Raw genomic sequence first — 26,485 nt, 5'->3', positions numbered from 1 at the left:
TCGCATCGAAAGCGAAGTGCAGAAGCGTGACACTGTTAGAAGTACATGGCCCAGCAACGCCCATCGCGTCCGCCGTATCGCTGACCAGCACCGCGGCCGATGCTTCGCTGATCACCGAACCGGCCTCACTCGTGCTGTTCGGCATTACCGGCGATCTGGCCCGGAAGAAACTGGTGCCCGCGATCTACGACCTCGCCAATCGCGGGTTGCTGCCACTGGCCTTCGACCTCGTCGGATTCTGCCGGAACCCGGCTGGTGTGCTGGAACAACTTCGGCGCGACGTCGAGAAATACGCCCGCACCGGCTTCCGCGCGGCCACCTGGGACGATCTGGTTCGCCGTATCAGCTTGGTGCCCGGGCAGTTCGACGATCCGGCCGCCTTCACTCGCCTTGCAGATCACTTGACCGGACTCGATACCAGCAACGACAAGCCAGGCAATTACGTGTTCTATCTGTCGGTGCCGCCCGCGACCTTCGCTGGAGTGTGTGACCAACTGGCAGCGGCGGGCTTGAACCGCGGGTCCGACGGATGGCGGCGGGTGGTTGTGGAAAAGCCCTTCGGGCATGACCATCACAGTTCGACAATCTTGAACAGCGCGCTCGAGGGCGTGTTCCCCGCCTCAGCGATCTACCGGATCGATCACTATCTCGGCAAGGAGACGGTCCAGAATATTCTGGCTTTCCGATTCGCGAACGGAATGTTCGAACCACTGTGGAACAACCGGCACATCGACCATGTGCAGATCACCATGGCGGAGAACATCGGTGTCCAGGGGCGGGCAGGGTACTACGACGGTGTCGGTGCCGCCCGCGACGTCATTCAGAATCACCTGCTGCAACTCGTCGCGTTGATCGCCATGGAAGAACCGGTTTCCCTTGACGCCGAGAGCATTTCGGCGGAGAAGACCAAGGTGCTTTCGGCAACTGAGCTACTCGGCCCCTTCGACCACACAGCCGCGCGCGGCCAGTACGCCCGGCTACACGACAAGGACGGGTTCCCGGCCGACTCGGTCACTGAGACATTCGCGGCGATGACGGTGGGCGTATCCACACGCCGCTGGGCGGGAGTTCCGTTCTTCATCAGAACCGGCAAACGTCTCGCCCGACGCACCACCGAAATCGCTGTTGTCTTCAACCCGCCGGCCCATGGTTCGGGGCGAGCGCACCTCACACCGGTATCGAACGTTCTGACCTTCCGCGTCCAGCCCGATGACGGCATCGCACTACAAATCGGGGCGAAGAGCCCCGGTGGTGGCATGGACGTTCGGGAGGTGAGCCTGGACATGAATTTCCGCAGCGTCTTCGATCAGGCACCCGAGGCCTACGAACGATTGATCCATGATGTTCTTCGTGGCGACCCAACCCTGTTCCCTCGCCGCGAGGAGATCGAATGGGCTTGGCGCATAATCGATCCCCTGCTCGAACACTGGGGTCGGTCCGGGCGTCCGGACAAGTACGATGCCGGTTCGCCCGGGCCGGTCTCCGCCGATCTGATGCTGGCACGAACCGGACGATCGTGGCGGCGACTGTGAGCGGCCGAAATCGGACCAACTGAAACACAAAGGCCCTGAGCACAATCGGTGCTCAGGGCCTGCTCAGGTGGGGGCTGCCGTAGTCGAGAACTACTTCGCGAGAGCGTCCTTGAGGGCCTTGGCGGCGGCGGCCGGATCGGCCGCTCCGTAAATGGCGCCACCGGCGACGGCGACCTCCGCACCGGCGTCCCGCACCGCGGCGACGGTGTCCACCGTCACGCCGCCCGCGACGGAGAACGCCACGCCGGCGAGCTTTCCGTCGTCGAGCAGCGCCCGAATCGAATAGCCGGGCTGGGCCTGCTCATCGAGTCCGGCATGGATCTCCACAAAGGCGACACCGAGCTTGGCGATCTCGCGAGCGCGCTCGACCCGGTTCTCCACACCGATCAGGTCGGCGACGACCTTCTTGCCGTGCTTGATTCCGGCCTCGACCGCGCCCTTGATAGTGGCGTCACCGGCCGAGCCCAGAACGGTCACCAGATCCGCTCCGGCCGCGAAGGCGATATCCGCCTCGAGGAATCCGGCGTCGGCGGTCTTCATATCGGCGAAGACCTCCTTGTCGGGATGCGCGGCCTTGACCGCGCTGATCACGCCGAGGCCGGCACTCTTGATCAGTGGGGTGCCGAGTTCGATGATGTCGACGTAAGGCGCCACCTTGTTGGTGAGCGCTAGCGCGTCGGCCGTGGTAAGCAGATCCACGGCAACCTGAAGCTTGGTCATTGATTCTCCTGTGTGATTAGTCGTTGGTAGCTATCAGCCGACGCGAGATCAGCCGATATTGGCGTGGCGTTCCCAGAGGCCTTCGGCACTCTCGCCCTGCTTGCTCCACAGCGCTTGGAACAGCGCGTCGAAGGCGAGGAGCACGGACTGTTCGAACAAGCTGCCCGAGTATTGGCGGGTTATCGCACCGGTGTGGTCCTGTTTGCCCGCAGCAGGCAACACCAGCACCTCGTTCGCGCGCTGTGCGAGCGGGGATTCCGGTGCGGTGGTCACAGCCAGCACCTTCGCGCCGACCTTCCTCGCGATGTCGGCGGCCCCGACGACCGATGCTGTCGTGCCCGATCCTGAGACCGCGATCAGCAGATCCCCCGCGCCGATCGCCGGTGCGGTGACCTCACCGGCGACATGCACCCGCAGACCGAGATGCATCAACCGCATCGCGCTCATCTGGGTAGCCAATCCGCTGCGACCATTGCCGATGACGAAAACCGCACGGGCAGAGGTAATCAGGTCGCCCGCGTGGTCCCACCCTTCGGCAGCGATTGTGTTGAGTAGACGCTCATTTTCCTCGAGCACGATGCGACGCCCATCGCTGAACCCCATCCTCGTCTGCTCGACGGTGGCGGTCATGGTCCTCCTCCGTGATAAACCGTTTCTTACCTGGCCAACGCTGCCGTCCGCCGGCGGCCGCAGCACCTGGCCGGGGGGCGAGTACGCGCTGACCGGTTGACCAGTGCAGGCGGTACGGACACGGAATACTGTGGACATGTGGTCAGCGTCCAGGCAGCAATTCATTCGCAGGCAGGTTCCGCGCCGGTCGATGCCTGGATCGGTATGCGGCACGTTATCTCCGGCCCGCTACCCGAGATCGCGGATCGGTTCTCCCGCTTCCTTGCCGGCTGGTGCGCGCACAGCGCGCTCGTGATCTTCACCCGTGAATGCACGGGGCGTCCGCGCAAAGTCGCCGGGGCGGCCGACATCGTGGATCGGGTGACCATTGACGAGTTGAGCGCGCTGAATCAAGCCGTGCCGCTGGGCGGATTCTTTGACGGCGAGGCCACCATCGCCGGTGATCGCCGTGCGGTGTGGGCATTTCGGGACTCGTCCGACACGCTGTTGCTGCTCGTACCACGGCCGAATCAAACCCGTACGCCTGTGTGGAAAGAGGTGCACGCGGCGTTCGGGATCGTCGCCACCTCCATCCAACAGCAAGTCGCGCAGGCCAGTCCTTCCTATCTCGCCGAATCTCGCGCGGCGTCGAGTGAGCGAGCCCGAACCATCGCTCAACTCACCGAGGTCCACGAGGCCACACTGGCGTCGGTGCTCGGTACGCTGCGGTCCAACGATCTCGATGACCGGCGAGCCCGAATCACCGCTAGTGAAACCGCCTCAGCGGCCTTGATCGCATTGCGATCGGCTGGTGACGCGGACCGGGAACTGTCCGAAGAGGCGGTGACGACCGCGTTCGCCCGGCTACGCGGGGAACTCCGCCCGCTGCTGCGACATCAGGACGTCGATGTTCAGTACGTGGAACCTCCCGCCGATGGACGGCCACTCCCCGGCGAAATCGCCCACGCCGCAAGAGCTATGGTCCGCTCGATCGTGCTCGCGTTCGCCGCGCAGCCTGCACTCGAACGCCTCCGCATCGCCTGGGATTGCGACGGCACGAACGTACTCATCGAGGTCCGAGATCACGGTAGTGGTGCAGTGGACGCCAACGCGCTCGCGCGGCAACTTTCCGCCCGCATTCAAACGCTTCGAGGCCAGGTCGATATCGAGGCGATCGACGGCTGGGGCACACGGGTCACACTCGCCATACCGCTCGATCCCCCCGCCGCTCGCCCGGACGAACACTTGCTCTCGACGTTGAACCCGCGCGAACTGGAAGTACTCGCTTACCTCGCCGCGGGTATGCGAAACAAGGCGATCGCGGCAGAGTTGAATATCAGCGAGAGCACCGTCAAGTTCCACGTCGCCGGCGTGCTCAAGAAGCTCGACGTCGCGAACCGAGGCGAAGCCGGTGCCATCGGCGTTCAGGCCGGAATTCTCGCTAAGCCAACGCCACAATGAATCCGAAGACGTTGCGGTAGAGGACAACCGCCGTTGGTCCAGCAGCGAGGGATGGGACCCGAAGACCTACGTCCTCGCTGCGGACCGAGCGCGGCGCTAGGCCGGACCCTTCCGGCGCTTATGCGTCGAGTGTCGCTCGTCAGAATTGCAGGATACGGCGCAACCACGCGATCCGAGCGATCCTCGTGATCTGTGACAAGGCCGCCTGCGGAGCGAACACGTCATAGCCGTGGAATCCGCCCGGCCACACATGCAACTCAGCCGCGACGCCGGCGCACCACAACCGCGAGGCGAAGGCGACGGCTTCATCCCGGAACGTCTCGGCCGAGCCCACATCGATGTACGTAGCGGGCAGCACCGACAGATCTTCGGCTCGGGCGGGAGCCGCGTAGCACGAAACATCGGGCCCGCCACGGAGGTCCCCCAACAGTGCGGTCCATCCCAGAATATTCGCTCCACGGTCCCACACGCCGAGTCCGGCCAGCTGATGTGCCGACGGGGTATCGCTGCGGTCGTCGAGCATCGGCTCCAGGAGCATTTGCCCGACAAGCGCCGACCCACCTCGGTCACGGACGAGCAGCGCCAGCGCCGCCGTCAGGCCACCCCCGGCGCTGGCGCCGGCGACAATGATCCGCTCGGGATCGATGCCGAGTTCGCCCGCGTGCTCGACGGACCACACCAAACCGGCGTAGCAATCGTCGATTTGCGCAGGGTAGGGATTCTCCGGCGCCAGCCGGTACTCGACGGAGACCACGGCCAGGCCCAGTTCGAAAGCCCATGTGAGAACTTCTCGGACCTCGAAACCCCGGGCACTACCCATCATCATCCCGCCGCCGTGGGTGTAAAAGATCGCGCCCACCGGCTCGGTGACCGCCGTAGGACGCCACACGTGCAACCGTACCTCGGGTCCGCCGCCCGGTCCGGACGCAGTCACCACCCGAACATCGAACGCGCCGTCGCCGGTCAGCTCCTCATCGCTCATGTCCATCGCCGCCATGGCAGCACGCACCGCTGGGATATCCGCACCGGTCATGGTGGGCGAGAGCTGTTGACGGATGGCGGACAATGGGGCCACCAATTCGGAATCGAACGGCGGCGGCGGGCCGACCACGGCCGGTGTCTCGGCGATGCTGCTCATGCGTGCTCCTTAGCGTCGGTCCGAACCAGCGGGGAGGAACCCGCCATTCGGCAGACGAAATCGGCCGCCATAAGTGCGGCCAACATGCTGAAATTCTGTAAGGGACTACCTGGCGAACTATCGAAGTCATCAGACAACGGTGGGGCGGGTTTCGGCATCGGCCCCGCCGTCGATAATGAATTGCGCCCCATGGATGAAACCGGCCTGCGGTGTCAGCAGATACGTGATGAGAGAAGCTATTTCGGCAGGGGTGCCGGTACGCCCGATAGGGGTGGTGAAATTGCGGACGATCTCGCCGTAGTGGGGATGAGCAAGACCGGCCTGGAACAGCGGAGTGTCGACCATGCCAGGGGCGACGGTATTGAGGCGAACGCCCGCCGCCCCCCATTCGGCGGCGCGCTGACGAACGCCTACGGTGACGGCGTTCTTCGAAGCGGCATAGGCGAGCAGACCCCCGTTGTCGCCCGCTTGGGCGATAGCCTCGACCTCGGCGCCATGGGCGATAGGGTTTTCCGACCACGAGATCTGAGTGGAAGCCAACGAGGAAACCACCACAGCCGCAGGCGATTCACCCTTACGGAGGGCCGGCAGCAGCCCATCGAGGAGAGCAAGAGACGCGCGGTAGTTGACTTCGATCACCTTCATCGGATCGGGAAAATTGAAACCGAGGCCCGCGGACAGAACCAATCCGTCGAGGACGCCGCCACTGCGCTCCAGAACCTCGTCGATGACGGCACCTCGGGCGTCCGAATCCGACAGGTCAGCGGTGATGTCGGCGTCGCGCAGGTCGACGCCGATGATCTTGTGGCCGGCCGCCCCCAGCGCGGCTGCGGTTGCCGCACCAATGCCCGACGCGGTTCCAGTTATGGCGATTGTCATTTATGAATTAAAACAAATCGAATATTTCGTAACAAGCCCGACAAGGACATTATTTACTTTGGTAATGGAGTCTATGCAATTTATGAATACGCGACTGCCGATCCAACGGCGTATTCACGAAAAGCGCGAACAGCATCGGAATGGACAGCGCCTGTCGACCAGACCACGCCAACCTCACGGACGGCGCCTTCATCGGCCAGCGGCACGAAGGACACATCACGTGGAATGACCACTCCGGGAACCGTTCTCGGCATCGGTACCACCGCGAGTCCGAGCCCCTCGGCAACCAGCGCGGCGACCGTAGCCAATTCCACGGTCTCGAATGAGACGCGGGCGTTGATGCTCGCCGCCGAGCACAGCTCGTCGAATGCCCGACGCAGGTCGAATCCCGAAGGCGGCACGATGAATTCAGCATCGTCGACATCGCGCAGCCAGATCCGGCGGCGTCCCGCCGATCGGTGGTCCGCGGGCATCGCCAGCGCGAGGCGCTGCTGTGACAGCTGCTGCCACCCGAGGCCGAGCACCGGCGGACCCGGGGAGACGATCGCGAGGTCCGCGGCACCGTCGCGCACTCGCGAGGCCGCCGCCCCGGACTCGTCCTGACGCAGGTGACGGGAATATTGCCCGCGTGTCGCCTGAATCCTGAGATCAGCTGCGGCACAGGCCAAATACCGAAGGAAGCGCCATAGGCCAGGCGTACGACACCGGATACGGGATTGCTCAGCTCCGCCAGCGCTCGTTCGGCGGCGTCGAGTTCGGCGCTGGCTCGACGCGCATGCTCGTAGAAGACGCGACCGTAGTCGTTGAGGATGATTCGCTTGCCGTGGCGGTCGAACAATCGCTGCCCGAGTCGGCTTTCCAACCGGGCGAGCCTGCGTGACAGTGTGGGTTGGGCCATCCGCAATCGTTGCGCAGTCTCCCCGACCCGCTCGAGTTCGGCCAGGGTCGTGAACCAACGTAGATCGTCACCCAGCATGTCCGAGTGTCCTTGCGGGTTCCGGGCGCAGCGCGTCCGGGTACGCGGCGGTCACGAAATGCTATCGCGCAGTGGGTGCGCCGACCCGCAGTAGATAGGTCCGGAGAATCTCCGATATCCGCGCAGGCTGTTCGACGGACGAGAAGTGCCCGCAGCCTTCGATGGTGATCAACTCTGCCTCGGGAATACCCTCCACGAGTTCGACACTGTGCTCGACCGGAGTTACGCCATCGGCCGTGCCGCAAACGACCACGGTCGGAGTGTCGATCCACGGCAGTGCCGCCCGACGGTCGTGTCGATCGAGTGCGGCGCGCTGCTGGTCGCGGAACGCGGTCGGCCCGAGATCGTGAGCCATGGCGGCCGCGAGCGCGACCACATCGTCTCGCCCCGGCGGCGCGACAGCGCTGGCCAATCGTTCGACCGCGATGTCGTAACGACCGGCCTCCGCCAACTCGATCATGCCTTCCCCGCTGGCCCGCCGTTCGGGCGAGGCCGCGCGTGCCGAGGTGTTGAGCAGCGCCAACCCCGCGAGCCGACCGGTCCGCCGGAGTGCGATATCGAGGGCGACATAGCCGCCCATCGACAGTCCCGCCAGATAGAACCGCTCCGGTGCCCGCGCGAGCACATTGTCGGCGATCGCCTCGACGGAGTCTCCGGCGTGCGCCACCACGGTCGATTCGACAATGTCCGCGATCCGCGCGATGACCGGTTCCCACAACCGGGAATCCGCGCCGAGCGCGGGCAGCAGGACCAACGGGTAAGGGAGCATTCTGCAATTCCATTCTCGCGAACGTCGCTCGCCGCACGGCGGCGACGGGTGAAATCAGGAAGCGGCGCCGTCGACACTCAGCACGGCACCCGAGGTGAATCCGGCGTTCTCGGAAACCAAATACGTGACAGCTGCGGCGATTTCGTCTGTGGTGCCGGTGCGCCCGACCGGAATCGCCGCCTCGGTGGCCGCTCGGGCCTCGGGGGGCAGCGCGTCGAAAGTCGCCCGGACCCTGCCTTCTTCCGGCAGGATCAACCCCGGGGAGATCGCGTTGACGGTAATGCCGCTGCCGCCGAGATCCTTGGCGAGCTGCTTGGTGAAGCCATTGACGGCGGCTTTGGAGGCGGCGTACGGCAAGAGTGCACCCACCGTCCCAGAAGGACCCGCCAAACCGTTCGCCACGGCCGAGGAGAAGTTGACGATGCGGCCGAAACCGTTGCGCCGCATGATCGGAACGGCGTACTTGGCACAGAGGAACGCGCTCGTCAGATTGTTACCGATGACGGTGTTCCAGACATCCGGCAGCAAGTCCTCGATCTCGCGCACCGCGACAGTTCCGCTGCCGCCCGCTGTGTTCACCAGGACATCGATCCTGCCGAACTCGGAGTCGATCTCGTGAAACGCTCGCTCGACGGCCTCGGGCCGGGAAAGATCGACGGCGGCGGCGAAAACCCAGGCGTCATGGAACCTGCTTTCGATGCTCTTCCTCGCGCGCTGTAGGGCGTCCTCCTGTATATCCAGGAGCGCGACCGCGAAACCGTCCCGGGCGAGGTGCGATGCGATGGCCGCACCCAAACCCTGGGCTCCGCCGGTGACGACGGCGGTTCTTTCGCGCACGACACGGTCTCTCATCCCAGTGGCCCCCAGAAGGTTTCGCCCGCATAGGTGTCAGGCAGCGCCGACACTGTCTCGGGCCAGACACCGGGCTCGACCCGGCGACGCTGATCCGCTGGCCTGGGCTTGCCGTCCCAACCGATCTGTTCCATGTAGTAATACAGCTGCATCACGTGCCCCTCGGGATCGACCGCGTGAATGACGTAATCGATACCGGGGTGAATCTCGGGCGGCAGGTCCAGCAAGGTAACGCCGCGCTCGAGCAGGTAGGTCCGCGCCGCGCGCAACTGTTCGTAGGAGCCGACCTGCACGCCGAACGAGAGCAGCGTGGTGTTCTCGCTGAGACCCAGGGCCGCACGGAGTTCCAGTGGGAACAGGCCGATGCTGTGATGTTCGGTGTTCGCTCGCAGAAAGACGACGCGATGGCCGAGGACGGTGGTCTCCTCACTCGGCACGAGGCCGAGTGTTTCGGTGTAGTAGCGCTCGGTCGCCTCGACGTCCTCGACGAAGATGCTGACCGGTCCGATGCGAACGGCCTTGAACGGCCGCGACAGCAGCACCCCACCCACATCATGGGTCTTCGGGAGCTCGTCGACCCACCGGTGACCGGAGTTCAAGTCGATGCCCTTGACCGCGGCCACCGCCATCTCGGTGCTCTCGGAACTGGTCGGCAGCGGCGGGTGCCCGTTCATCCATGGCCACATTGATTCCGGTTTGCTCAACCCATCCCAGCCCACCTGCTCGATACCGTACTCGAGCTCGTTGATATGCCCGGTGGGCTCGGTAAAGTAGGTGTGCCAATTGGATCCGGGGTCGCGGCCATACCGGCTGATCTTGGTTCCGGTCGACTCGAGCCACACCCGGGCTTCGACCACCTCCCGCAGACTGCCTACCTGCCAGGTGATCTGGTTGATGGTGATATCGGAACGCGGCGAGGACGCGGTCTGGTCGATCCACGGACGCGGCATCAGCACGAAGGTGTGATGGTCGCTGTTGTGGCGGAGAAAATAGATGTTCGTGTCTGGAACACCGTCCATCCACTCGCCCGGCTCGACGACACTCAACTCGATCTTGTCGGAGACGTAGAAGCCCAGCACGTCTCGATAGAAGGAGAGAGCGCGGCCGGTATCTTCCACGCTGATACCGAAATGGTTGAGTCGGCGGATCTTGAACGGACGATCGTAAAGCACTCCGCCGACCGGGAATTGCCCTGTGGCCATAACTATTCCTCTATTCGGTGGGGGTGACAACTTTATTGCGGAGCGAACCGATGAGACTGGAGGAAATCTCCACGACATCACCCGGTTTCACGAAGAGCGCGTCCGGTAACGTGCCGTCGGCCAGTTGCACGGTGGCATCTGCGGCGGTGCCCTTCGGGGTGCCACTACTGATCAGGTCGCCGGGCCACAGCGTGGTGTCGCGGGACAGATATTCGCCGAGCGCGGCGAAACTGTGCACCATGGCGCCGGTATTGCCGTCCTGCCGGATTTCGCCGTTGACACGGCATTCGATCGGGATGTTCTGCGGGTCGATATCCTCATCGACCACGATCCACGGCCCGACGGTCGCCGACGTATCGAAGTTCTTCGAGTAGTTGAAGTCGGGGCCGAAGGAAACATTGTCGCGAACCGACCAGTCGTTGTGCAGGGTGTACCCCCAGATGTGCGACCGGAAGTCACCGCCGGCGATGTCACGACCGCGCTTTCCGATCACCACCGCCACCTCGGCCTCGTAGTCCATCCGCTGGGTTCGAGCCGGATAACGCACCGGCTGCCCGTCCGCGGACACGGCCCGCGAATCCTTCAGGAAGAACTTCGGACCGCCGGCCAGCAATCGCTCGAGGGTCTTCGACAGATCGCCGGAGGCCGAGTTCTGCGCAGCGGCGTTCATGTGGTCGGCGAAGTTGGCCAACGCGGCGTAGATCCGCGACTGCCCCTCCACCGGCGCGTGCAGGATGACCTCGTCCGTTTGGTGACGCAACCGCTGGCCCGACACTCCGCGATGGTCGTGCGCATTCTCGAGGAGATACTCGAGCGCTTCCCTGGCGCCGTCGAGAGCCCGGTCACCTTCCTCGATGAATTCATTCAGCGAAGCCGGGACCACGGCTGCGGCCCGTGCCTGCGGCCGGGTGACACCGGCCGTCTCCGCGAGGTATTTCGCGTAAGCGCCGTTAATGTCGACAATGCCGCCGTCATGGACGACACCGACCCGGCGATGGGGACCGAAAACCGCAATCTTCATTGTTCTCCTAAAGAATATCCGTGAGTATCCAGCAGAGGGTGAAACGCTGGGAACCTCAGCCTTCCCTGAAGAAGGCGGGGTCGACCGGCTTGAGGCTGTAGATCGCGAGGTAATGGATCTTTCCATCGCGAATGGTGAAGAAATCCCCGAGCGCGAGAGGCTTCCCGTCGGCCATCAAATCGATCTCGACGGCTACGCGCTCACCATCGATCACGAAGGGACCGGGGCTCGGCTTCATCTTGCCGGGGCCGAGCCCGCCTTCGTACATCTTTGTAATCGCGGCCGCACCCCGCAGCACGCCCGCCGCATTATGCAATTCGGCATCCGGCGCGAAGAGCGCGCCCACGGCTTTCGGATCACCGGCGGTGACGGCATCGAAATAGGCACGGACTACGGCGACTGGATCGCTCATGAACTCCCTTTCATTTCTGATATTTCGCCGATCAAGACGCCAGATACTTCTTCGAGGCGTAGACGGCCTTGTACTCGAGATATGCGTCGATGCCCTCGGGCCCGAGCTCCCGGCCCACGCCGGAGTTCTTCACACCTCCGAACGGCGCGCCCAGATCGAGCAGGTAATAGTTGAGCCCAATGGTTCCGGTGCGGATCCGCCCGGCGACAGCGAGTGCACGATCCTCGTCCGCACTCCAGACCGACCCGGCGAGCCCGTACTCGCTGTCATTGGCGAGGCGCACCGCGTCGTCCTCGTCGTCGAACGGCATCAGCGCGATGACCGGACCGAACACCTCTTCGCGGGCGAGGGTGTCGTTGTTGTCCACGTCGGCAAACACGGTCGGCTCGACGAACCAGCCCCGATCCTGGTCGGCCGGACGACCGCCGCCCACGACCAATCGTGCTGAGGACTTCTTCGCCGTCTCGATATAACCGAGGACACGGTCCAACTGCGCGCTGCTCGCCATCGGACCCAACGTCACGGCCGGATCGAGCGGATTTCCGATGGTCATCGCGGAGACGTAACCGGCCACCGCGTCGATCACCTCGTCGTAGCGCGAACGCGCCACCAGGATCCGAGACTGCGTGGTGCAGGTCTGGCTGTTGTTCAGGAACGAGGCGCCAGCCAGACCGGTCAGCAGCGTGTCGATTTCGCCGTCGTCCAGGAAAATTGCCGCAGACTTGCCACCCAGTTCGAGACTGTGCCGCCGGAACGATCGCCCACACTCTTCGCCGATTGCCCGCCCGGCCGTCGTGGAACCGGTGAACGCGATCTTGTCGACCAGGGGGTGCGCGACGAGGGCGGCTCCCGCGTCCCGGTCACCAGCGACGATATTGAGCACACCCGGCGGCAAGCCGGCTTCCAACGCCGCTTCGGCCAAGATATACGCGTCCAACGCCGTCTCCGGCGAGGGCTTCAGCACCACTGTGCATCCCGCCGCCAGCGCGGGCGCCACCTTGAACATCGCCAGTGCTTGCGGAAAGTTCCACGGTGTAATCGCACCCACCACACCGACTGGGTCCCGCCGAACGATGGTCGATCCGACCGAACTCGGCCGCACGTCCTCGAACGCGAGTTGCTCGATCACATCGGCGTATACGCGCAGGACGGCAGCGGGCGCGCCACCGTTCACCTGCTGTGAGAGCTGGATCGGCATCCCGTTCTCACGCGTCACCAAGGTGGCGGTGTCCGCGGCTCGCTTTTGCAGCGCATCGGCGAACCGGCGCAGCACGGCCGCACGCTCAGCCGCCGACGTGCGTCCCCACGGGCCGTGATCGAGGGCGGCCCGAGCGGCTCGGACAGCGGTGTCGATATCGTCTTCGCCACCCAAGGCGGCGGTGCCGAGAATCTCGCCGGTGGCCGCCTCGTCCACGCGGTAGGTGTGGCTTCCACGAGGCTCGGCCCACTTCCCATCGATGAAGAACCGCGGACGGTCGAGGTCGGTGTGCCGCTCGGCGGTGAGGGACATGTGGTCCTCCTGGATTTGTCGTCAGAGGCGATGGAGTAAGACGCGTTCGCGGCGAATTCCGTTGCAGCAAGCATGCTTATCACCCTGATGCCGCGTAAAGGCCAGGAATTTGAGGCAGACCATGCACCATACGCATGATCCCGAGGATTTTCTTATTCAATTGGTGCATCGTCCACCTGAATTTCTTGACCTTTACAGCCGTTGAAGTGAATCGCATTCTGGCTTGCATCCACTCCGTGACGCCGATCACGCCGTCGTGGTCGGCCAAGTGGAAATCGACAGGAGAACAGCCAATGAGTCGGATTGTTATCAGCGGAGCCTCGGGCGACCTGGGACGGCGGGTCACCGCACTGCTCTCGAACACGAATCCACGCCACGAACTGACGCTCGTTACCCGCACCCCGGACAAGCTCGCACAGCGTGAGACCGACGGGATCAGCGTCCGACGCGGCGACTATCAGGAACCTGATTCATTGGACTCTGCCTACCGTGGCGGAGATGTCCTGCTTTTGATCAGTGGACTCAACCTCGGACACCGAGTTCCCGAGCACCTCAATGCCATCGAAGCGGCGCGGCGCGCGGACATCCGTCACATTGTGTACACCTCGGTGGGCGGTGTGCACCCCACCAATCCGGCGCTGTCCGCGAAGGACCACTGGCAGACCGAGATCGACCTCCGCGACTCCGGCATCGCACACACGATTCTGCGCAGTTCCCTCTACTCCGAAATCGTCAGTCAAATACTGGTCGCGCCCGCCGCACAAGCCGGGGTGATGGCGCAGGCCACCGGATACGGATCGCTGGCGCCGGTGGCGAAAGGCGATGTGGCCAACTGCGCTGCCGCATGCCTACTGGACCCCGAGCGACATGCGGGAGCCGTGTATGAGATCACCGGACCGGAGCTGTTCGATTTCGAGAAGATCGCACGACTCGGCTCGGAGGTCTTCGGCGTTCCGATCAAGTACGAGCGCGTGACAGCCGACGAGCGGCTGGCGTTCTTCGACTCCGTCGGCATTCCTCGCACCTATGACCCGAACATGCCGCCGAGCCCTGACGGGCATATGTGGGCCAGCGATGAACTGGTATCCGCCGAAGTCGCGGTGGCCGGCGGATACCAAGCCCTGCTGTCGCACCACGTCAAGCTGATCACCGGCCGTGAGCCCGAATCACTGCGCAACGTGATGGAGCAGGTGAAGACCCGGCGCTACGACGAGATCAGCGCGGCGGTCACGTAGCGATCAAGCGCGTTCACTCGGACCGAACCTATCCGCCGACTACAGAGAGTTCTCATGCCCAAGATCATCTTCCACCACGTCGGCGGCGAGACCGACATCGTCGAGACAGCGGCCGGAGTCAGCGTTATGCACGCGGCCGTCCGCAACAGCATCGCCGGCGTCATCGGGGAATGCGGCGGTCAGGCGATGTGCGCGACCTGCCACGTTCTCGTTCGCGACCCGTATCTGGAAGGGCTTCCGCCGATCGGCGAGGACGAGGACGAGATGCTGCAGTGCACCGCCAGTCCGCGCGATGACCAGCGCAGCCGCCTGGGGTGCCAACTGACTGTCGGCGTCGACCTCGAGGAGGTGGAAGTCGATGTCCCAGAATCCCAGATCTGACCCCGCCGTCCAGCGGGTGGTGGTCGTCGGCGCTGGACACGCGGGAGTAGAGGTCGCCGCTGCGTTGCGGACCGGCGGCCACGTCGGCCCCCTGACCATCATTGGCGACGAGCCCGTGCCGCCCTACCAACGCCCACCGCTGTCGAAGGAATTCCTGTCCCCCGCAACAGAATCGGCGGTCTTGCCGCTGCGGACGCCGAAGTACTTCGCCGACCGCGGGATCGAGGTACGCAGCGGTGTCACCGCAACCGCGCTGAACCGCCGATCGCGATCCGTGCAGCTTTCCGATGGTAATGAATTACCTTACAACACAGTCGTTCTCGCCACCGGCGCGGCAAATCGCACGGTCTCTGTCTCCGGAACCGATCTGGCGGGAATCCACACACTGCGAACCCAGGCCGAGGCCGTGGTACTGCGGTCATCGCTGCGTCGAGGTGAGTCGATGCTGATCGTCGGCGGCGGATTTATCGGTCTGGAGGTCGCGGCGGCGGCACGGAAACACGGGCTCACCGTGACCGTCCTCGAAGCAGAGGACCGCCCGATGCGGCGAGCGTTGTCCCCGGCGATGGCGAATCACCTGACTGCCGCGCACCGCGAGGTCGGCATCGATATCCGACTCGGCGAGGCGGTGGCTCGATTCACCGGCGTCGACGATCACGTGACGGGTGCGATCAGCACCACCGGCGAGCGGTACCCGGCCGATGTCGTCCTCGTCGGAATCGGTGTAGTGCCGCGGGACGAACTAGCCGTCCAGGCAGGCCTTCTCGTCGCAGACGGGATTGTCGTCGACGAGCACCTGCGGACCGCTGATCCCGCGATCTACGCCATCGGAGACTGCGCCAACCACCCGAATGTCCATGCCGGCGTCCGCATGCGGGTGGAATCGGTCCAGAACGCCACCGACCAGGCCCGGCACGTCGCGGCGGCGATCCTCGGCGACGCCGAATCCTATGCCGAGCTGCCTTGGTTCTGGAGCCACCAGGGTGAACTGAAACTGCAGATCGCGGGAGTGCGCCGCGCCGACGACATCGAGGTCGTCCTGGGGGATCCGAACACCGGTCGGTTCTCGGTCTGCTGCTACCGCCAAGGCCGCCTCGCCGCGGTCGAATCACTCAATCGCCCCGCCGATCACGTGGCGGCCCGGCGCGTCCTGACGGCCGGTCGCTCACCCGACATCGACCAACTGCACGATCCCGCATTCAGCCTCAAGTCGTTCGCTCAGGACAGCTTGGCGCCCCACCGAGCATCCGCCCTCACCTCGAGGAGTTTTTCATGACACCGCATTCGACCTCCGCGATTCCCACCGCTGACTGGGTCGACCCCGTCGCGATGGTGACCGATCCCTACCCCACCTACCGACGGCTGCTCGACGAGTCCCCGGTGGCATGGGTGCCCGCGTTGAACCAGTACCTGGTGACCTCCCACCAAGCTTGCCGGGCCATCGACGCCGACCAGGAAACCTTCAGCGCGGACATCACCACCGGCGCCACCGCCCAGATGGCCCGGGCCGTGGGTGCCCCACCCATGGTGAACAAGGACGATCCCGACCATGCGAGCGAGCGGCAACCCGTCAACCGGACCCTGCGGCCGTCGAGTATGAGGGCCCACTGGGCGCCGATCTTCGAACGCAATGCCCGGACCCATCTCGAGAACCTGCGGGAGCAGGGACCCGACCGAGCCGACCTCAACCGGGACTACGCGGCTCCGGTCGCCTCGCAGAACCTGATCGACCTGCTGGGTTTCCAGGACGTCGAGGTCGAAGTGATGCGCCGCTGGTCGAATACGTTCGTCGAGGGAATCGGCAATATCTTCGACGATCCGGAACTCTGGCAGCGGTGCGACGACGTCCGCGCGGAGGTCGACGCTCGTCTCGGCGAGCTCGTCCCGCACTACCGGGCGCATCCGAACGAAAGCATGATCTCCGCGTTCGCCAACGCGGGAATGACGATGACGCAGATCGCCGCAAACGTCAATCTCACCATCTCGGGCGGCATGAACGAGCCTCAGCACGCGATCACGAGCTCGGTCTGGGCGCTGGATGGCCATCGCGACCAACGTGATCGCGTCTTGGCTGACCCGGCCTTGTGGCCGACCGTATTCGATGAGACGGTCCGATGGCTTTCCCCGATCGGCTACTACCCGCGGGAGACGACGCGTGACACCGTCCTTCAGGATGTCGCACTGCCCGCCCGTACGATGGTCGGCGTCATGATCGCCGCAGCGAACCGCGACGCCACCGTCTTCGAGCGCGCCGACGAGTTCGACATCTTCCGCCCGCGGCATCCGCATTTGGCGTTCGGCGGTGGCGTGCACATGTGCGCCGGCAACTGGGCCGCGCGCATCGGAATCGGGGAGATCGCGGTTCCGTTGCTGTACTCGGAACTTCCTCGGCTGCGTGTCGATACGCGCCGGGAAGTGGCCTGGAACGGATGGGTTTTTCGCGGCCTCACCACACTGCCGATTACCTGGGGCTGATACCGGTCGCGCAGCGGAATTGCGCGACCGGCAAATCCATGACGACCGGTATGGCGCTGGAGCACAATGACCGGGATGAGTAAGCACGTATCTCGGGCTCGAGCCCTGGCGCCACCACCGGACGAACTGTTCGGGCGCCAGCGCGAGCTGGCAACGGCGCGCGAATTGTTTTCCGCTACCCGCCTCGTGACCCTCACCGGTCCTGGTGGCGTCGGCAAGACCACATTGTCCGCAGCGTTGTCCGCCACTCTCGACCGAGCGTTCCGGGACGGCACCTGGTTCGTAGAGCTTGGCGCACAACGCAGTTCGGATACCGTCGCCGAAGCCGTGGTGACCCAACTGGGCCTGGGTGCGCTGGCCACCGTAGGCGCGGAAGAACAGCTCCGCCGGCATGTGGCCGACCGCTCGATGCTGTTGATACTGGACAATTGCGAGCATGTGCTGCCCGGATGCCGGCGATTGGTGTCCGCGCTCCTCGCCGCTTCCACCGAGCTGCGAGTATTGACAACGAGTAGAGAGCCATTGGGAATCCGTGGCGAACGTGTGGTTGTCGTTCGCCCGCTGGCGACCCCGCCGAGCCAGCACGACGTCACTGTGGACGAACTACGCCAATATCCGGCCGTCGCCATGTTGGAAGCCCGAGCCAAGTCCGTCAACGATCAATTCGAGATCACCGAGCGCACCACCGCGGCGGTCTCCAGACTCTGCGCCAAGCTCGATGGAATGCCGCTGGCCATCGAACTCGCAGCTGTGCGCCTGCGTTCGCTGTCAGTACAGGAGCTGCTGGCCCACATCGACGACCGATTCGCGTTGTTGACCTCCGGCGATCCCACTACCGCGGCGCACCACCAGTCGCTCGACGCGCTTGTGCGTTGGAGCTATGACCTCTGCTCCCCAACCGAGCAGTTGCTCTGGGAGAGGATGGCCGTGTTCAGCGGCAGTGCCGATCTCCCCGCGATCGAGGCGGTCTGCGGACTCCCTCCACTGGAGGGAACCAAACTGCTCGACGCGCTCGACGGCTTGGTATCCAAATCGATCGTCCTCACCGAGACGGCTCAGGATGGCATGCGCTACCGGTTCCTGGAAACGCTGCGCGAATTCGCTCGCGAACACGCGCGCGACAGCGACGACTACGGACGCGCTCGCCGTGCCCACACGGAGTACTACCGAACCTGGGCAACCCGAGCCGCGGAGAACTTCTTCGGCCCGGACCAACCCGATATCGTCCAGCGCTGGGAGTCCGATTTCACGAACCTCGAGCTGGCCTTCGATGATCTCCTCCGGGCAGCCCCAGGCTCCCATGGCGCCCTGGAGCTGGCCGCCAACCTTCGCTTCTCGTGGATGAGTGGCCATCTCCGCGAAGGTCGACGCTGGCTGGAGAGAGCCCTCGCCAGCGACGCGACCGCCTGCGCCGAGCGTGGCAACGCACTATGGGCAGCGGGCTGGTTCGAGGCACTGCACGGCGAAACGCGTACTGCCCTGGGATTTCTCGACGAGGCCGTCGCGATCGCCCGGGAGATCAGCGATCCACGCATGGCCGCGCGCGCCGCCACCTGGACCGGCTTCACCACCATGATCGCCGGGGATTTCGAGGCCTGCCGCTCAGCTCTCGAAGCGGCCTATACCGAGCACCGGGAGCACGCGGATGCCGAGGGCCTGCTGATGACCTTGTTCTTGCTCGGATTGGTCAAGAGCATGTCCGGAGATCATGCGGGAGCGACAGCCGCCGGCCGGGAAGCCCTCGAGCGAAGCGAGCGGGTCGGCGATACGTGGGGGCGCTCCTATTCGCAATGGATGCTGGGATTCGACGCGTGGACGTGCCAGAATCTCGATGTCGCCGAGGAGTACGCCAAACAAAGCCTCACCCTCCGCTGGGACTACCACGACGACTTCGGCAGTGCGGTCGTCCTGTATCTGCTGGCCGGAATCGCGCTGGACAACGGCGACCCCAAGAAGGCGGCCAAGTTGTTGGGCGTCGTCGCGGAACTGCTGGCCATTATCGATACCGAAGTGCCGGGCATGCTGGGCTCGCGCTATCAGGAGATCAAAGCCGCCACTCGGGATCGGCTCGGGGAGGACCTGTTCGCCCGCCAGCACGAGATCGGGCGGCGACTGGACCGGGGCCAGCGAATGCGCCTGGCGCTCGGGCCGGCTGCCACCGTCCCCTCGGATCAGGCGGACGCGGTGGCCTTTGCCAGCTTGCTGACGCCGCGGGAAAAAGAGGTGGCGACATTACTGGCAGATGGACTCAGCAACCGCGCCATTGCGGGCAAGTTGGTACTGTCCCCGCGCACGGTAGAGGCACACGTAGAGCACATTCTGGCCAAGCTCAGCGTCAACTCACGCACCGAAGCCGGTCTGTGGGCGGCCAACGCCCTCGGTAGAAAGCTCTGACGCGCAACTACCGCCGGTGTTCCACGTCACAGGATACGTAGGCGCGCGAATACGTAGCGGTTAGGTGTTCCTCCGCATGTGACGGAGCGCACTCGGAGGGGATGGTGGAGTTCCCATCCCGCGAACCGAGGTACGGGGGATGTTCCCAATGATCGACTGGGACTCCAGCGCTGGACAACCGGGGAGGTGTGCGCCAGTGTCGGCGCCCCTTCCCGAGGGTTAGGTTGACCATGCAATTGCGCGAGCTCCAATGGTTCACAACGCTGGCCGAGACCGAGCACATCACCGAGGCGTCGATTCGGCTGAACATCAGCCAGCCGACCCTGTCACGGGCGTTGGCCCGAATCGAACGCAAGCTCGGAGTGCAGCTCTTCGATCGCAACCAGAACCGGCTTCGGCTCAACAAATACGGCGAACTCTTCCAGGCCCACGCGTTGCGAGCGCTCAATGAGATCGACCGCGGAGAACAGCGGATCGCTGCACTGGTCGATCCGGATCGAGGCTCGGTATCGCTCGGATTCGCGCATTCCTTCGGTGGCTGGCTGATCCCGGACCTGCTCAATCGGTATCGTGCGGTCGCGTCCAGTACGTCCTTCGAATTGCATGGCGGCGCTTGTGATTCCGTGGTCGACAGCGTGCGGCAAGGGCGAATCGACATCGGCTTCGTTGCGCCCGAGCCGGCCGCGGACGACCTCGAGTGGATACCGCTCGGACGTGAGGCGCTGTGTCTGGGGGTTCCCGCGGGCCATGTGTTCGAAGGCCGCGATCACGTCGCAATGGCCGACGTGGCGGACGAGCCGATGATCGCATTGAAGGCCGGGTACGGCCTGCGGCAGGTCACCGACCGGCTGTGCCGGGAGGCCGGGTTCAGTCCCCGGATCGCAATCGAGGTCACCGAACTCTCCACCCTGCACGCCCTGGTCGCGGCCGGAATGGGCGTCGCCGTCGTGCCTGCCACTCACTCGGTAGCCGCTGCCGCGGTCGACACCATCTCGCTCAGCGACTCGACCGCCTTCCGGTGTTACGGAGCCGTCGTCCGCAAGCATGGCCCGAGCGGCCAGGCCGCGCGGCGCTTCCTGAAGTTCGTCGCCGGTGTCTCGGCGTTTCCGGCACGGCCCAACCGCTCGCCGTCCGACAACCCTCCGGCACACATACTTCGAACCAAAGCCCCTACGACCTGGCCAGTGTCGGCGTAGGACCGACGGACGCCGTCGATCACGGGTGGCTCGCACGCCGATGCACGGCGCGCATCACGTCCCCGAAATTCCTGTCCTTTACAGAACAGCGGATGCCTCGCATTCTTGTTTGAACGGCCGACCTGTGACTCGATTCACGCGTTATGGAGGAATCAATGATTGATTCGCAAGATATTCCGGAAACCCAGCTCGACGAGGAAATCGGCCGACTGAGTTCGCATACCACGACCCCGAAGCGCACACTCGAACTTTTCGATGCGGCTCGCAGCCGGTGTCCTGTCGCCCACAGCAAAGAGCACGGCGGATTTCATATTCTGCTGGAATACGATGTTGTCAAACGCGGTACCAGCGATCACAAACTCTTCTCGTCCGAACCGCAGGTGCTGCGGCCGATATTGCCACGTAGCTCGTTTGCCGCACTCGAAATGGATGAACCGCAGCACACGGAGTGGCGCGCGCTGTACGACCAGTCGGTGACACCCCATATCGTCGGTGTGCTGGAGCCCGCGGTCAGGGCCGATATCAACAAGCACATCGATGGCTTCATCGAGCGCGGCACGGCGGATCTGGTCGCGGAGTTGGCCGAGACGATTCCCGCCGACGCGATCTGCCGGCTCGTCGGCATCGAGGACGAGCTCGTTCCGGAAGTGCGAAACCGAGCCGCGGCGATGTTGGGCGCGCAGGGCGACCCTGCCGAATTCCGCCTTCGCCAGGCCGAGTTCGCCGAGATCACCCTTGCCCAGGTACACGATAGGAAGACCACACCGCGTGACGACTACCTCACGTATCTCTCCAATATCGAGGTAGAAGGCAGGTCACTCGAAGACGACGACTACGTAGCGCTGTTCACCGGGTTTCTCGGCGCCGGACACCACACCACCACGTCGGCGATGACCAGTCTCATCGTCGATGTGTTCAGCGACACCGATATTCGCACCCAGATCGCGGCGGATCCGAAACGATTGATTCCGATCGCGGTCGAGGAGTCGCTTAGACTGCGGCCACCGTTCTTCGGTTTCTTCCGCAGGGCGACTGCGGACACTCAACTCGGCGGCGTCGATATCAGCGCGGGCAGTGACGTCTATCTGGGCTGGGCCTCCGCCAACCGGGATCCGGCGGTATTCGCCGATCCCTGTGAATTTCGCCTGGACCGAGGTCGCAACCGGCACTTGACCTTCGGCTCCGGTGTGCACACTTGCCCTGGAGCATCGCTGGCGCGAATGGAACTCCGCGTCATGTTGGAAGAACTCATGCGGCGGCTGCCCGACCTATCCGTGGACATCGCAGACCCCGAGTACGTATTCAGCGGCGGTGACTACGTACATATCCCCCGGCTGCCCGTCCGATTCGCGCCCGGTGTGGTGGAGGGAAATTGACTACGATGAATATCGGATTGCCCAGCTGGATGATGGCACCGCCCTCGCCAGCTGGGGAGTCGTCCCCATTTCGATTGGCCGAGAAACGCACGCTGGCACAGCGAGTCGTCGAATTGGTTTTCGAGCCCGAAAGTGGGCGTACGCCGGAATGGGAACCCGGCGCACATGTGGATGTTCACCTTCCGAACGACCTCGTGCGGCAGTATTCGTTGTGCGGCGACCCGAACGATCGGGAATTTCTCCGAATCGCCGTACTACGCGAACAGGACAGTCGGGGCGGTTCACGGTACATCCACGATTCCGCCGAGCCCGGCGATATCTTTCAAATATCGGCCCCACGCAATAATTTTCGTCTGGTCGACGCCGAGCGATACCTGTTCATCGCCGGTGGCATCGGTATCACTCCCCTGATTCCGATGCTGAATCGAGTCCGCATGTCAGGGGCCGACTGGAAATTCGTCTACTGTGGCCGCTCCCGGTCGGCGATGGCCTACATCGACGCTCTTCCAGACGATCCGCGAGTCTCGGTGATGGCGGACGACTGCGGCCCGCGGCTGGACCTCGGCAATCTCCTCGCTGAGCCCCGCACCGACACCGCTATCTACAGCTGTGGCCCGGAGGGGCTGCTCGTCGCCATCGAAGAAGCCAGCCGACACTGGCCTCCCGGTGCCTTGCATACAGAGCGGTTCAAGGCCCGAATCGTGGACGAGCCCGCCCGCGAATTCGACGTGCTGCTACAGCGATCAGGCATGGAACTGCACGTACCAGCGGAGGAAAGCCTGCTCGACGTCATCGAGCACGCGGGTATCCCGGTTCCATCCTCCTGCAAGAACGGAACCTGTGGCACCTGCGAAACACCGGTCCTGACCGGCGAACCGGAACATCGCGACTCCGTGCTGTCCCCTGAGGAGCAGGCCGTCGGGGACTGCATGATGATCTGCGTTTCGCGCGCCCGCACCGAACGTCTCGTGCTCGACCTATAGAAGCCAATTCACGCTGCTTCACCGGGGCGGCGCGTGGAGATCTAGCCAGATCTCCACGCGCTTCGGGGTTTTCACGCTGCCGCACCGCTCGGGATGAAAGCGGCAGGTTGTCAGGTCAGCGAACACTTGATTGGAGATGCAGTGCGCCATTCCCGCGAGAGCGCTATCGCCTCTGTGATCACGGCCCTGGAGAAGAAGGGTACGGCGACGCGCTCCGGCCACGCGGTCGACAACAGCGGGGGCGGTGGCAGCGCCTCGGCCAGTGGTCGCAGTACGTCGGCCAGGTCCGCATCGGCGGTGGTGGGCGGCAGGTTCATATCGGCGGGACGGAATGTCGTCGCATCCGCGTCCATGCCGAAGTCGATCACGGCGTCACCGAACGCCTCACGGTAGGCATCCAGCCGGCGTGGAGCCCCCTGGCGCATCGAGACCCGAATCGGGTTCAACGGCGCGTCGACGACATGACGGGCCCGAGTCAGCACTACGGCCAACCCCCCATCGATGAGTGTGTGATCGCGGGCCCAGTCCCCACCGTCCACCATATCGAGCCGCAGCGTTGGGCCACTGTCGGTTTCGATGAAATCGAATCGGTGGTCTGCCAGTCCCGCTCAGCGGCGTCCCTTCCAGGCATTGTGGAGGAGTTCGAGCAACTCCTCGCGGGTGAAGGTCCGTGGATTCGAGTACGGATTGCTCACGACCTCATCGGCGATACGGACGAGGTCGTTCTCGCCGACACCGAGATCCAGGAGAGTTTGTGGCGCTCCGAGGTCGACGGTCAATGCCCGGAGAGCGGTAATAGCGTCGTCGGTGCGTAGGGCGCGGGCGAGGGCATCGGCGGAAGCGGGCGCCGATGGGAGGTTGAATGCCGTGACGTACGGGAGCATTACCGCATGGGTTTCGGCGTGTGGAAGATCCAGCGATCCGCCGAGGACATGACAGAGCTTGTGGTGCAGGCCCATCGTCGTCGCTCCGAGGCAGGCTCCGCACAGCCACGCGCCCTGTAATGCCAGCGCCCGTGCCCGCGGGTCGTTCGAGGCAGCCGATATCGCCGGTAGCGCGTCGGCGAGGTCGCGGATGCCCTGTTCGGCCATGGCGGCGATTACCGGCGAGCCGTCGGGGGCGTAGAGCGCCTCGATCGCGTGGGCAATCGCGTTGATCCCGCTTGTACCGGACACCGGAACGGGCAGTGTCATCGTCAGATCGGGGTCGTAGATGACGCTGTTCGGCAGAACCTTGCGGTCGCGACCAGTTGTCTTCTTCTCGCCCTTGGTGATTCCCCAGATGGGGGTCATCTCCGAGCCCGCGTAGGTGGTCGGCACCGTCACGATGGCAAGATCGCTGCCGAGCGCGAGCGCCTTGGCCAGACCGATCGTGGATCCGCCGCCGACCGCGACGCAGCCATCGACCTGGAGTTCCGACGCCATCGACTCCGCTGCCTGAACCGTCTCGACCGGGACGTGCATGCGGGCCGAATCGAATACTCCGACAGCGGCTTTCCCGAGCAACCCCGCGGCTCTGTCCGCGAGGGCACGCTGTTCCGGGGTCGAGAGGACAAGTACGCGGCGCAATCCCAATCGGTCCGTTTCAGCCGCCAGCTGCTCGATGCTTCCGGACCCGAATACCACCCGCATGGGCAGCGCGTCATAGGTGAAGGTGCCTGTCATTTCGGTTCCCCATTTCGACCGAGTCGAATATCGAAGTGCGCATGGCGGAAAGGTCCGGTCATGCCGTAGTGCTCGAACCCTGCGGGATCGTCTATCGCGGTGAAATCGACGATGAGGCTCTTCTTCACCGCGAACACCGCGTCGCTGTCGATATACGCACTATCCGCGACGAACAGGTGCGTCGTCACCGGCCGGTAGCCCACCGCTTCGGCGATCACATGAATGTGCGCGGGACGGAACGGATGACGACTGGACGCGCCGAGTAGATCCCCCACCGGACCATCCGTGGGAATCGGGTAGTGGCTGGGTACAACCGTTCGGAACCAGAAGCGCCCGTGCTCATCTGTCATGAACAGACCACGCCCATTGCCCGGCGGCTGCTTGTCGGGCTGTTGCACGTCGTAGAAGCCATCCTCCGTGCATTGCCAGATGTCGACCGTGACACCCGACAGCGGCTTGCCGGCGTCGTCCACAACCTCACCGGTCACCAGGCAGGGCGTCGAACCGCCGACCAGGTCGATCGAGTCGCCGAGCTCACGCCGGGGAGACTCGGTCATATGGAAGGGACCGAGAACAGTGCCCTCGGTGCCGTGCTCATCACCGTTGATCGACTCGACCAACATCGATACGCCGAATACATCGGACAGGAGAACGAATTCCTGCCTGGTGTCATCGCAGGTGTGACCGACGTCGGTGAGAAAGTCGATGGCCTGTTGCCACTCGGTCCGGGTCGGCCGCAACTCACGGACAAGGGCGTGCAAGTGACGTGTAGTCACCTGCAATATCTCTTTGACTCTCGGGTCGGGCGTACTCTCGAAGCTCGCGACGACGGCACCCAACGCGGTCGTCTCATTGAAATCCACTGCGGTTTTCCTTTCGCGGTCGCATCCTCAACGCACATCTCGCAAGATCGCCCACGCCCGGGCCACCACCGGCGCGTCGACCATCTGGCCATCGATTCGAACCGCCTTGTCCCCACCCTCGGACTCGACCACCCGCCGAGCCCAGCGAATGGTCGCCGCATCGGGTCGAAACGCCGCATGGGTGCCCGCCACCTGACGTGGATGCACCAGCAGCTTTCCGGTCATGCCGAGCTCCTTCGCGCACCTCAGGTCCTCGTCCAGGGCCGCGGCGTCGTCCAGGGCGGTGGTCACGCCGTCGATCGGTCCAGGAAGCCGTGCGGCCCGCGAGGCGAGCACCAGTGCGGACCGGGCGTGCAGCATGGCCGTTCGGCCGGTGTCGCATCCCAGGTCGAGCGCATAATCCAAGTGCCCGAACGCAATTCGCGTAACGCCGGGGGCAGCGGCGAGAGCCGTTGCATGGACTATCCCCCGCGCCGACTCGACCAGCGCGATCACGGGTACCCCGACGCGCTCGGCAACGGCCGTCAGGCCGTCGGGATTTTCGGCCTTGGGGACCATTACGGCGGCTAATCCAGGCAGGCCCATCAGCGCATCTAAGTCCGCCCAAAAGCGTTGCCCCGCCGTGGAATCGACCCGCACACAGGCCGGGCCACCAGAGGACAGCCAGTCGACTACCGCCTCTCGGGCGCTGTCCTTGTGCTCGTCCGCGACAGCGTCCTCCAGATCGAGCACGACAATGTCGGTCCCGGACCGGATCGCCTTGTCGAAACGCTCCGGACGATCGCCGGGTACGAAGAGAAACGATCTGGCGCCCCGTACGTCCTCCTCCCGATTCAT

Annotated in this window: 25 protein-coding genes and 1 pseudogene; 10 read left to right on the top strand and 16 right to left on the bottom strand. The window is 64.3% G+C overall.

Going from position 1 to position 26,485, the window contains the following annotated elements:
- Positions 1–26: 26 nt before the first annotated feature.
- The gene (gene zwf, locus OIE68_RS04925) at positions 27–1,532 is read left to right on the top strand and encodes a glucose-6-phosphate dehydrogenase (protein ID WP_327098200.1); all 1,506 of its coding nucleotides are present in this window, start codon (positions 27–29) and stop codon (positions 1,530–1,532) included.
- Between the two features lie 90 nt (positions 1,533–1,622).
- Here zwf and hxlA read toward each other — a convergent pair whose 3' ends face one another.
- Both hxlA and hxlB read right to left on the bottom strand, forming a co-directional pair.
- Complete coding sequence (gene hxlA / locus OIE68_RS04920; RefSeq protein ID WP_327098199.1) at positions 1,623–2,252, bottom strand: 3-hexulose-6-phosphate synthase; 630 nt, start codon at positions 2,250–2,252, stop codon at positions 1,623–1,625.
- A gap of 48 nt (positions 2,253–2,300) precedes the next feature.
- Entirely contained in the window at positions 2,301–2,882 is a 582-nt protein-coding gene (hxlB, locus tag OIE68_RS04915; RefSeq protein WP_327098198.1) for a 6-phospho-3-hexuloisomerase, read from the bottom strand.
- 204 nt (positions 2,883–3,086) lie between these two features.
- Here hxlB and OIE68_RS04910 point away from each other — a divergent pair, with 204 nt between their 5' ends.
- A complete protein-coding gene (locus OIE68_RS04910; RefSeq protein ID WP_327101575.1) occupies positions 3,087–4,322 on the top strand; it encodes a LuxR C-terminal-related transcriptional regulator in 1,236 nt (411 codons plus the stop codon).
- Between the two features lie 139 nt (positions 4,323–4,461).
- Here OIE68_RS04910 and OIE68_RS04905 read toward each other — a convergent pair whose 3' ends face one another.
- From OIE68_RS04905 to OIE68_RS04860, 10 genes and pseudogenes are all read right to left on the bottom strand, one after another.
- On the bottom strand, positions 4,462–5,460 hold the full coding sequence (locus OIE68_RS04905) for an alpha/beta hydrolase (RefSeq protein ID WP_327098197.1): 999 nt from the start codon (positions 5,458–5,460) through the stop codon (positions 4,462–4,464).
- Positions 5,461–5,589: 129 nt separating this feature from the next.
- Positions 5,590–6,339: an SDR family oxidoreductase gene (locus tag OIE68_RS04900; RefSeq protein ID WP_327098196.1), complete on the bottom strand. Its 750-nt coding sequence runs from the start codon at positions 6,337–6,339 to the stop codon at positions 5,590–5,592.
- A gap of 80 nt (positions 6,340–6,419) precedes the next feature.
- The gene (locus OIE68_RS04895) at positions 6,420–6,911 is read right to left on the bottom strand and encodes a LysR substrate-binding domain-containing protein (RefSeq protein WP_327098195.1); all 492 of its coding nucleotides are present in this window, start codon (positions 6,909–6,911) and stop codon (positions 6,420–6,422) included.
- A gap of 278 nt (positions 6,912–7,189) precedes the next feature.
- Positions 7,190–7,315 (bottom strand): annotated as a pseudogene (locus OIE68_RS04890) (helix-turn-helix domain-containing protein); the annotation flags it as partial.
- A gap of 61 nt (positions 7,316–7,376) precedes the next feature.
- On the bottom strand, positions 7,377–8,084 hold the full coding sequence (locus OIE68_RS04885; protein ID WP_327098193.1) for an alpha/beta fold hydrolase: 708 nt from the start codon (positions 8,082–8,084) through the stop codon (positions 7,377–7,379).
- Between the two features lie 54 nt (positions 8,085–8,138).
- The gene (locus tag OIE68_RS04880) at positions 8,139–8,921 is read right to left on the bottom strand and encodes an SDR family NAD(P)-dependent oxidoreductase (RefSeq protein WP_327098192.1); all 783 of its coding nucleotides are present in this window, start codon (positions 8,919–8,921) and stop codon (positions 8,139–8,141) included.
- An 11-nt stretch (positions 8,922–8,932) separates the two neighbouring features.
- Positions 8,933–10,138, bottom strand: a complete 1,206-nt coding sequence (locus OIE68_RS04875; protein ID WP_327098191.1) for a VOC family protein — start codon at positions 10,136–10,138, stop codon at positions 8,933–8,935.
- Positions 10,139–10,148: 10 nt separating this feature from the next.
- On the bottom strand, positions 10,149–11,159 hold the full coding sequence (locus OIE68_RS04870) for a fumarylacetoacetate hydrolase family protein (protein ID WP_327098190.1): 1,011 nt from the start codon (positions 11,157–11,159) through the stop codon (positions 10,149–10,151).
- Positions 11,160–11,214: 55 nt separating this feature from the next.
- The gene (locus tag OIE68_RS04865) at positions 11,215–11,571 is read right to left on the bottom strand and encodes a nuclear transport factor 2 family protein (RefSeq protein WP_327098189.1); all 357 of its coding nucleotides are present in this window, start codon (positions 11,569–11,571) and stop codon (positions 11,215–11,217) included.
- A gap of 31 nt (positions 11,572–11,602) precedes the next feature.
- Complete coding sequence (locus OIE68_RS04860; RefSeq protein WP_327098188.1) at positions 11,603–13,081, bottom strand: aldehyde dehydrogenase; 1,479 nt, start codon at positions 13,079–13,081, stop codon at positions 11,603–11,605.
- Positions 13,082–13,374: 293 nt separating this feature from the next.
- On the opposite strand from OIE68_RS04860, the gene OIE68_RS04855 reads away from it, so the two are divergent.
- The 8 genes from OIE68_RS04855 (at position 13,375) to OIE68_RS04820 (ending at position 23,121) form a co-directional block, all read left to right on the top strand.
- Positions 13,375–14,316, top strand: coding sequence for an NAD(P)H-binding protein (locus OIE68_RS04855; RefSeq protein WP_327098187.1), 942 nt, complete (start codon positions 13,375–13,377; stop codon positions 14,314–14,316).
- A 54-nt stretch (positions 14,317–14,370) separates the two neighbouring features.
- Positions 14,371–14,697 (top strand): 2Fe-2S iron-sulfur cluster-binding protein, encoded by a 327-nt coding sequence (locus OIE68_RS04850; RefSeq protein WP_327098186.1) that lies wholly within the window; start codon positions 14,371–14,373, stop codon positions 14,695–14,697.
- Positions 14,675–15,973: an NAD(P)/FAD-dependent oxidoreductase gene (locus tag OIE68_RS04845; protein ID WP_327098185.1), complete on the top strand. Its 1,299-nt coding sequence runs from the start codon at positions 14,675–14,677 to the stop codon at positions 15,971–15,973. The genes OIE68_RS04850 and OIE68_RS04845 overlap by 23 nt, the downstream gene beginning before the upstream one ends.
- Complete coding sequence (locus tag OIE68_RS04840; RefSeq protein ID WP_327098184.1) at positions 15,970–17,172, top strand: cytochrome P450; 1,203 nt, start codon at positions 15,970–15,972, stop codon at positions 17,170–17,172. The genes OIE68_RS04845 and OIE68_RS04840 overlap by 4 nt, the downstream gene beginning before the upstream one ends.
- Positions 17,173–17,247: 75 nt before the next feature.
- Positions 17,248–19,566, top strand: a complete 2,319-nt coding sequence (locus OIE68_RS04835; RefSeq protein WP_327098183.1) for an ATP-binding protein — start codon at positions 17,248–17,250, stop codon at positions 19,564–19,566.
- Positions 19,567–19,796: 230 nt separating this feature from the next.
- Positions 19,797–20,762: a LysR family transcriptional regulator gene (locus OIE68_RS04830; protein ID WP_327098182.1), complete on the top strand. Its 966-nt coding sequence runs from the start codon at positions 19,797–19,799 to the stop codon at positions 20,760–20,762.
- Between the two features lie 155 nt (positions 20,763–20,917).
- Positions 20,918–22,138 carry a cytochrome P450 gene (locus OIE68_RS04825; protein WP_327098181.1) on the top strand — a complete coding sequence of 407 codons (1,221 nt, stop codon included), beginning with the start codon at positions 20,918–20,920 and terminating at the stop codon, positions 22,136–22,138.
- A 74-nt stretch (positions 22,139–22,212) separates the two neighbouring features.
- Complete coding sequence (locus OIE68_RS04820; protein WP_327098180.1) at positions 22,213–23,121, top strand: PDR/VanB family oxidoreductase; 909 nt, start codon at positions 22,213–22,215, stop codon at positions 23,119–23,121.
- 110 nt (positions 23,122–23,231) lie between these two features.
- Here the strand turns inward: OIE68_RS04820 and OIE68_RS04815 are convergent, their stop codons facing one another.
- Genes OIE68_RS04815 through OIE68_RS04800 form a run of 4 tightly spaced genes read right to left on the bottom strand, consistent with a single transcriptional unit; the run spans position 23,232 to position 26,485 of the window.
- Positions 23,232–23,699 carry an AraC family transcriptional regulator ligand-binding domain-containing protein gene (locus tag OIE68_RS04815; protein ID WP_327101574.1) on the bottom strand — a complete coding sequence of 156 codons (468 nt, stop codon included), beginning with the start codon at positions 23,697–23,699 and terminating at the stop codon, positions 23,232–23,234.
- 30 nt (positions 23,700–23,729) lie between these two features.
- The gene (locus OIE68_RS04810) at positions 23,730–24,785 is read right to left on the bottom strand and encodes a maleylacetate reductase (protein ID WP_327098179.1); all 1,056 of its coding nucleotides are present in this window, start codon (positions 24,783–24,785) and stop codon (positions 23,730–23,732) included.
- Positions 24,782–25,648, bottom strand: a complete 867-nt coding sequence (locus OIE68_RS04805) for a dioxygenase (RefSeq protein WP_327098178.1) — start codon at positions 25,646–25,648, stop codon at positions 24,782–24,784. The genes OIE68_RS04810 and OIE68_RS04805 overlap by 4 nt, the downstream gene beginning before the upstream one ends.
- Before the next feature lie 27 nt (positions 25,649–25,675).
- Entirely contained in the window at positions 25,676–26,485 is an 810-nt protein-coding gene (locus OIE68_RS04800) for a CoA ester lyase (RefSeq protein WP_327098177.1), read from the bottom strand.

The sequence above is a fragment of the Nocardia vinacea genome (assembly GCF_035920345.1).
Lineage (GTDB): Bacteria > Actinomycetota > Actinomycetes > Mycobacteriales > Mycobacteriaceae > Nocardia > Nocardia vinacea_A.
The sequence above is the reverse complement of the archived record's forward strand: the minus strand, read 5'-3'. Positions and strand labels throughout refer to the sequence as shown.

What these genes read in the sequence shown, in the direction of transcription:
- OIE68_RS04830 (WP_327098182.1), top strand. Translation starts at nt 19,797, where the DNA reads ATGCAATTGCGCGAGCTCCAATGGTTCACAACGCTGGCCGAGACCGAG.
- OIE68_RS04845 (WP_327098185.1), top strand. Translation starts at nt 14,675, where the DNA reads ATGTCCCAGAATCCCAGATCTGACCCCGCCGTCCAGCGGGTGGTGGTC.
- OIE68_RS04810 (WP_327098179.1), bottom strand. Translation starts at nt 24,785, where the DNA reads ATGACAGGCACCTTCACCTATGACGCGCTGCCCATGCGGGTGGTATTC.
- OIE68_RS04840 (WP_327098184.1), top strand. Translation starts at nt 15,970, where the DNA reads ATGACACCGCATTCGACCTCCGCGATTCCCACCGCTGACTGGGTCGAC.
- OIE68_RS04865 (WP_327098189.1), bottom strand. Translation starts at nt 11,571, where the DNA reads ATGAGCGATCCAGTCGCCGTAGTCCGTGCCTATTTCGATGCCGTCACC.
- OIE68_RS04800 (WP_327098177.1), bottom strand. Translation starts at nt 26,485, where the DNA reads ATGAATCGGGAGGAGGACGTACGGGGCGCCAGATCGTTTCTCTTCGTA.
- OIE68_RS04835 (WP_327098183.1), top strand. Translation starts at nt 17,248, where the DNA reads ATGAGTAAGCACGTATCTCGGGCTCGAGCCCTGGCGCCACCACCGGAC.
- hxlA (WP_327098199.1), bottom strand. Translation starts at nt 2,252, where the DNA reads ATGACCAAGCTTCAGGTTGCCGTGGATCTGCTTACCACGGCCGACGCG.
- OIE68_RS04875 (WP_327098191.1), bottom strand. Translation starts at nt 10,138, where the DNA reads ATGGCCACAGGGCAATTCCCGGTCGGCGGAGTGCTTTACGATCGTCCG.
- OIE68_RS04885 (WP_327098193.1), bottom strand. Translation starts at nt 8,084, where the DNA reads ATGCTCCCTTACCCGTTGGTCCTGCTGCCCGCGCTCGGCGCGGATTCC.
- OIE68_RS04905 (WP_327098197.1), bottom strand. Translation starts at nt 5,460, where the DNA reads ATGAGCAGCATCGCCGAGACACCGGCCGTGGTCGGCCCGCCGCCGCCG.
- OIE68_RS04860 (WP_327098188.1), bottom strand. Translation starts at nt 13,081, where the DNA reads ATGTCCCTCACCGCCGAGCGGCACACCGACCTCGACCGTCCGCGGTTC.
- OIE68_RS04855 (WP_327098187.1), top strand. Translation starts at nt 13,375, where the DNA reads ATGAGTCGGATTGTTATCAGCGGAGCCTCGGGCGACCTGGGACGGCGG.
- hxlB (WP_327098198.1), bottom strand. Translation starts at nt 2,882, where the DNA reads ATGACCGCCACCGTCGAGCAGACGAGGATGGGGTTCAGCGATGGGCGT.
- OIE68_RS04910 (WP_327101575.1), top strand. Translation starts at nt 3,087, where the DNA reads ATGCGGCACGTTATCTCCGGCCCGCTACCCGAGATCGCGGATCGGTTC.
- OIE68_RS04870 (WP_327098190.1), bottom strand. Translation starts at nt 11,159, where the DNA reads ATGAAGATTGCGGTTTTCGGTCCCCATCGCCGGGTCGGTGTCGTCCAT.
- OIE68_RS04850 (WP_327098186.1), top strand. Translation starts at nt 14,371, where the DNA reads ATGCCCAAGATCATCTTCCACCACGTCGGCGGCGAGACCGACATCGTC.
- OIE68_RS04900 (WP_327098196.1), bottom strand. Translation starts at nt 6,339, where the DNA reads ATGACAATCGCCATAACTGGAACCGCGTCGGGCATTGGTGCGGCAACC.
- OIE68_RS04825 (WP_327098181.1), top strand. Translation starts at nt 20,918, where the DNA reads ATGATTGATTCGCAAGATATTCCGGAAACCCAGCTCGACGAGGAAATC.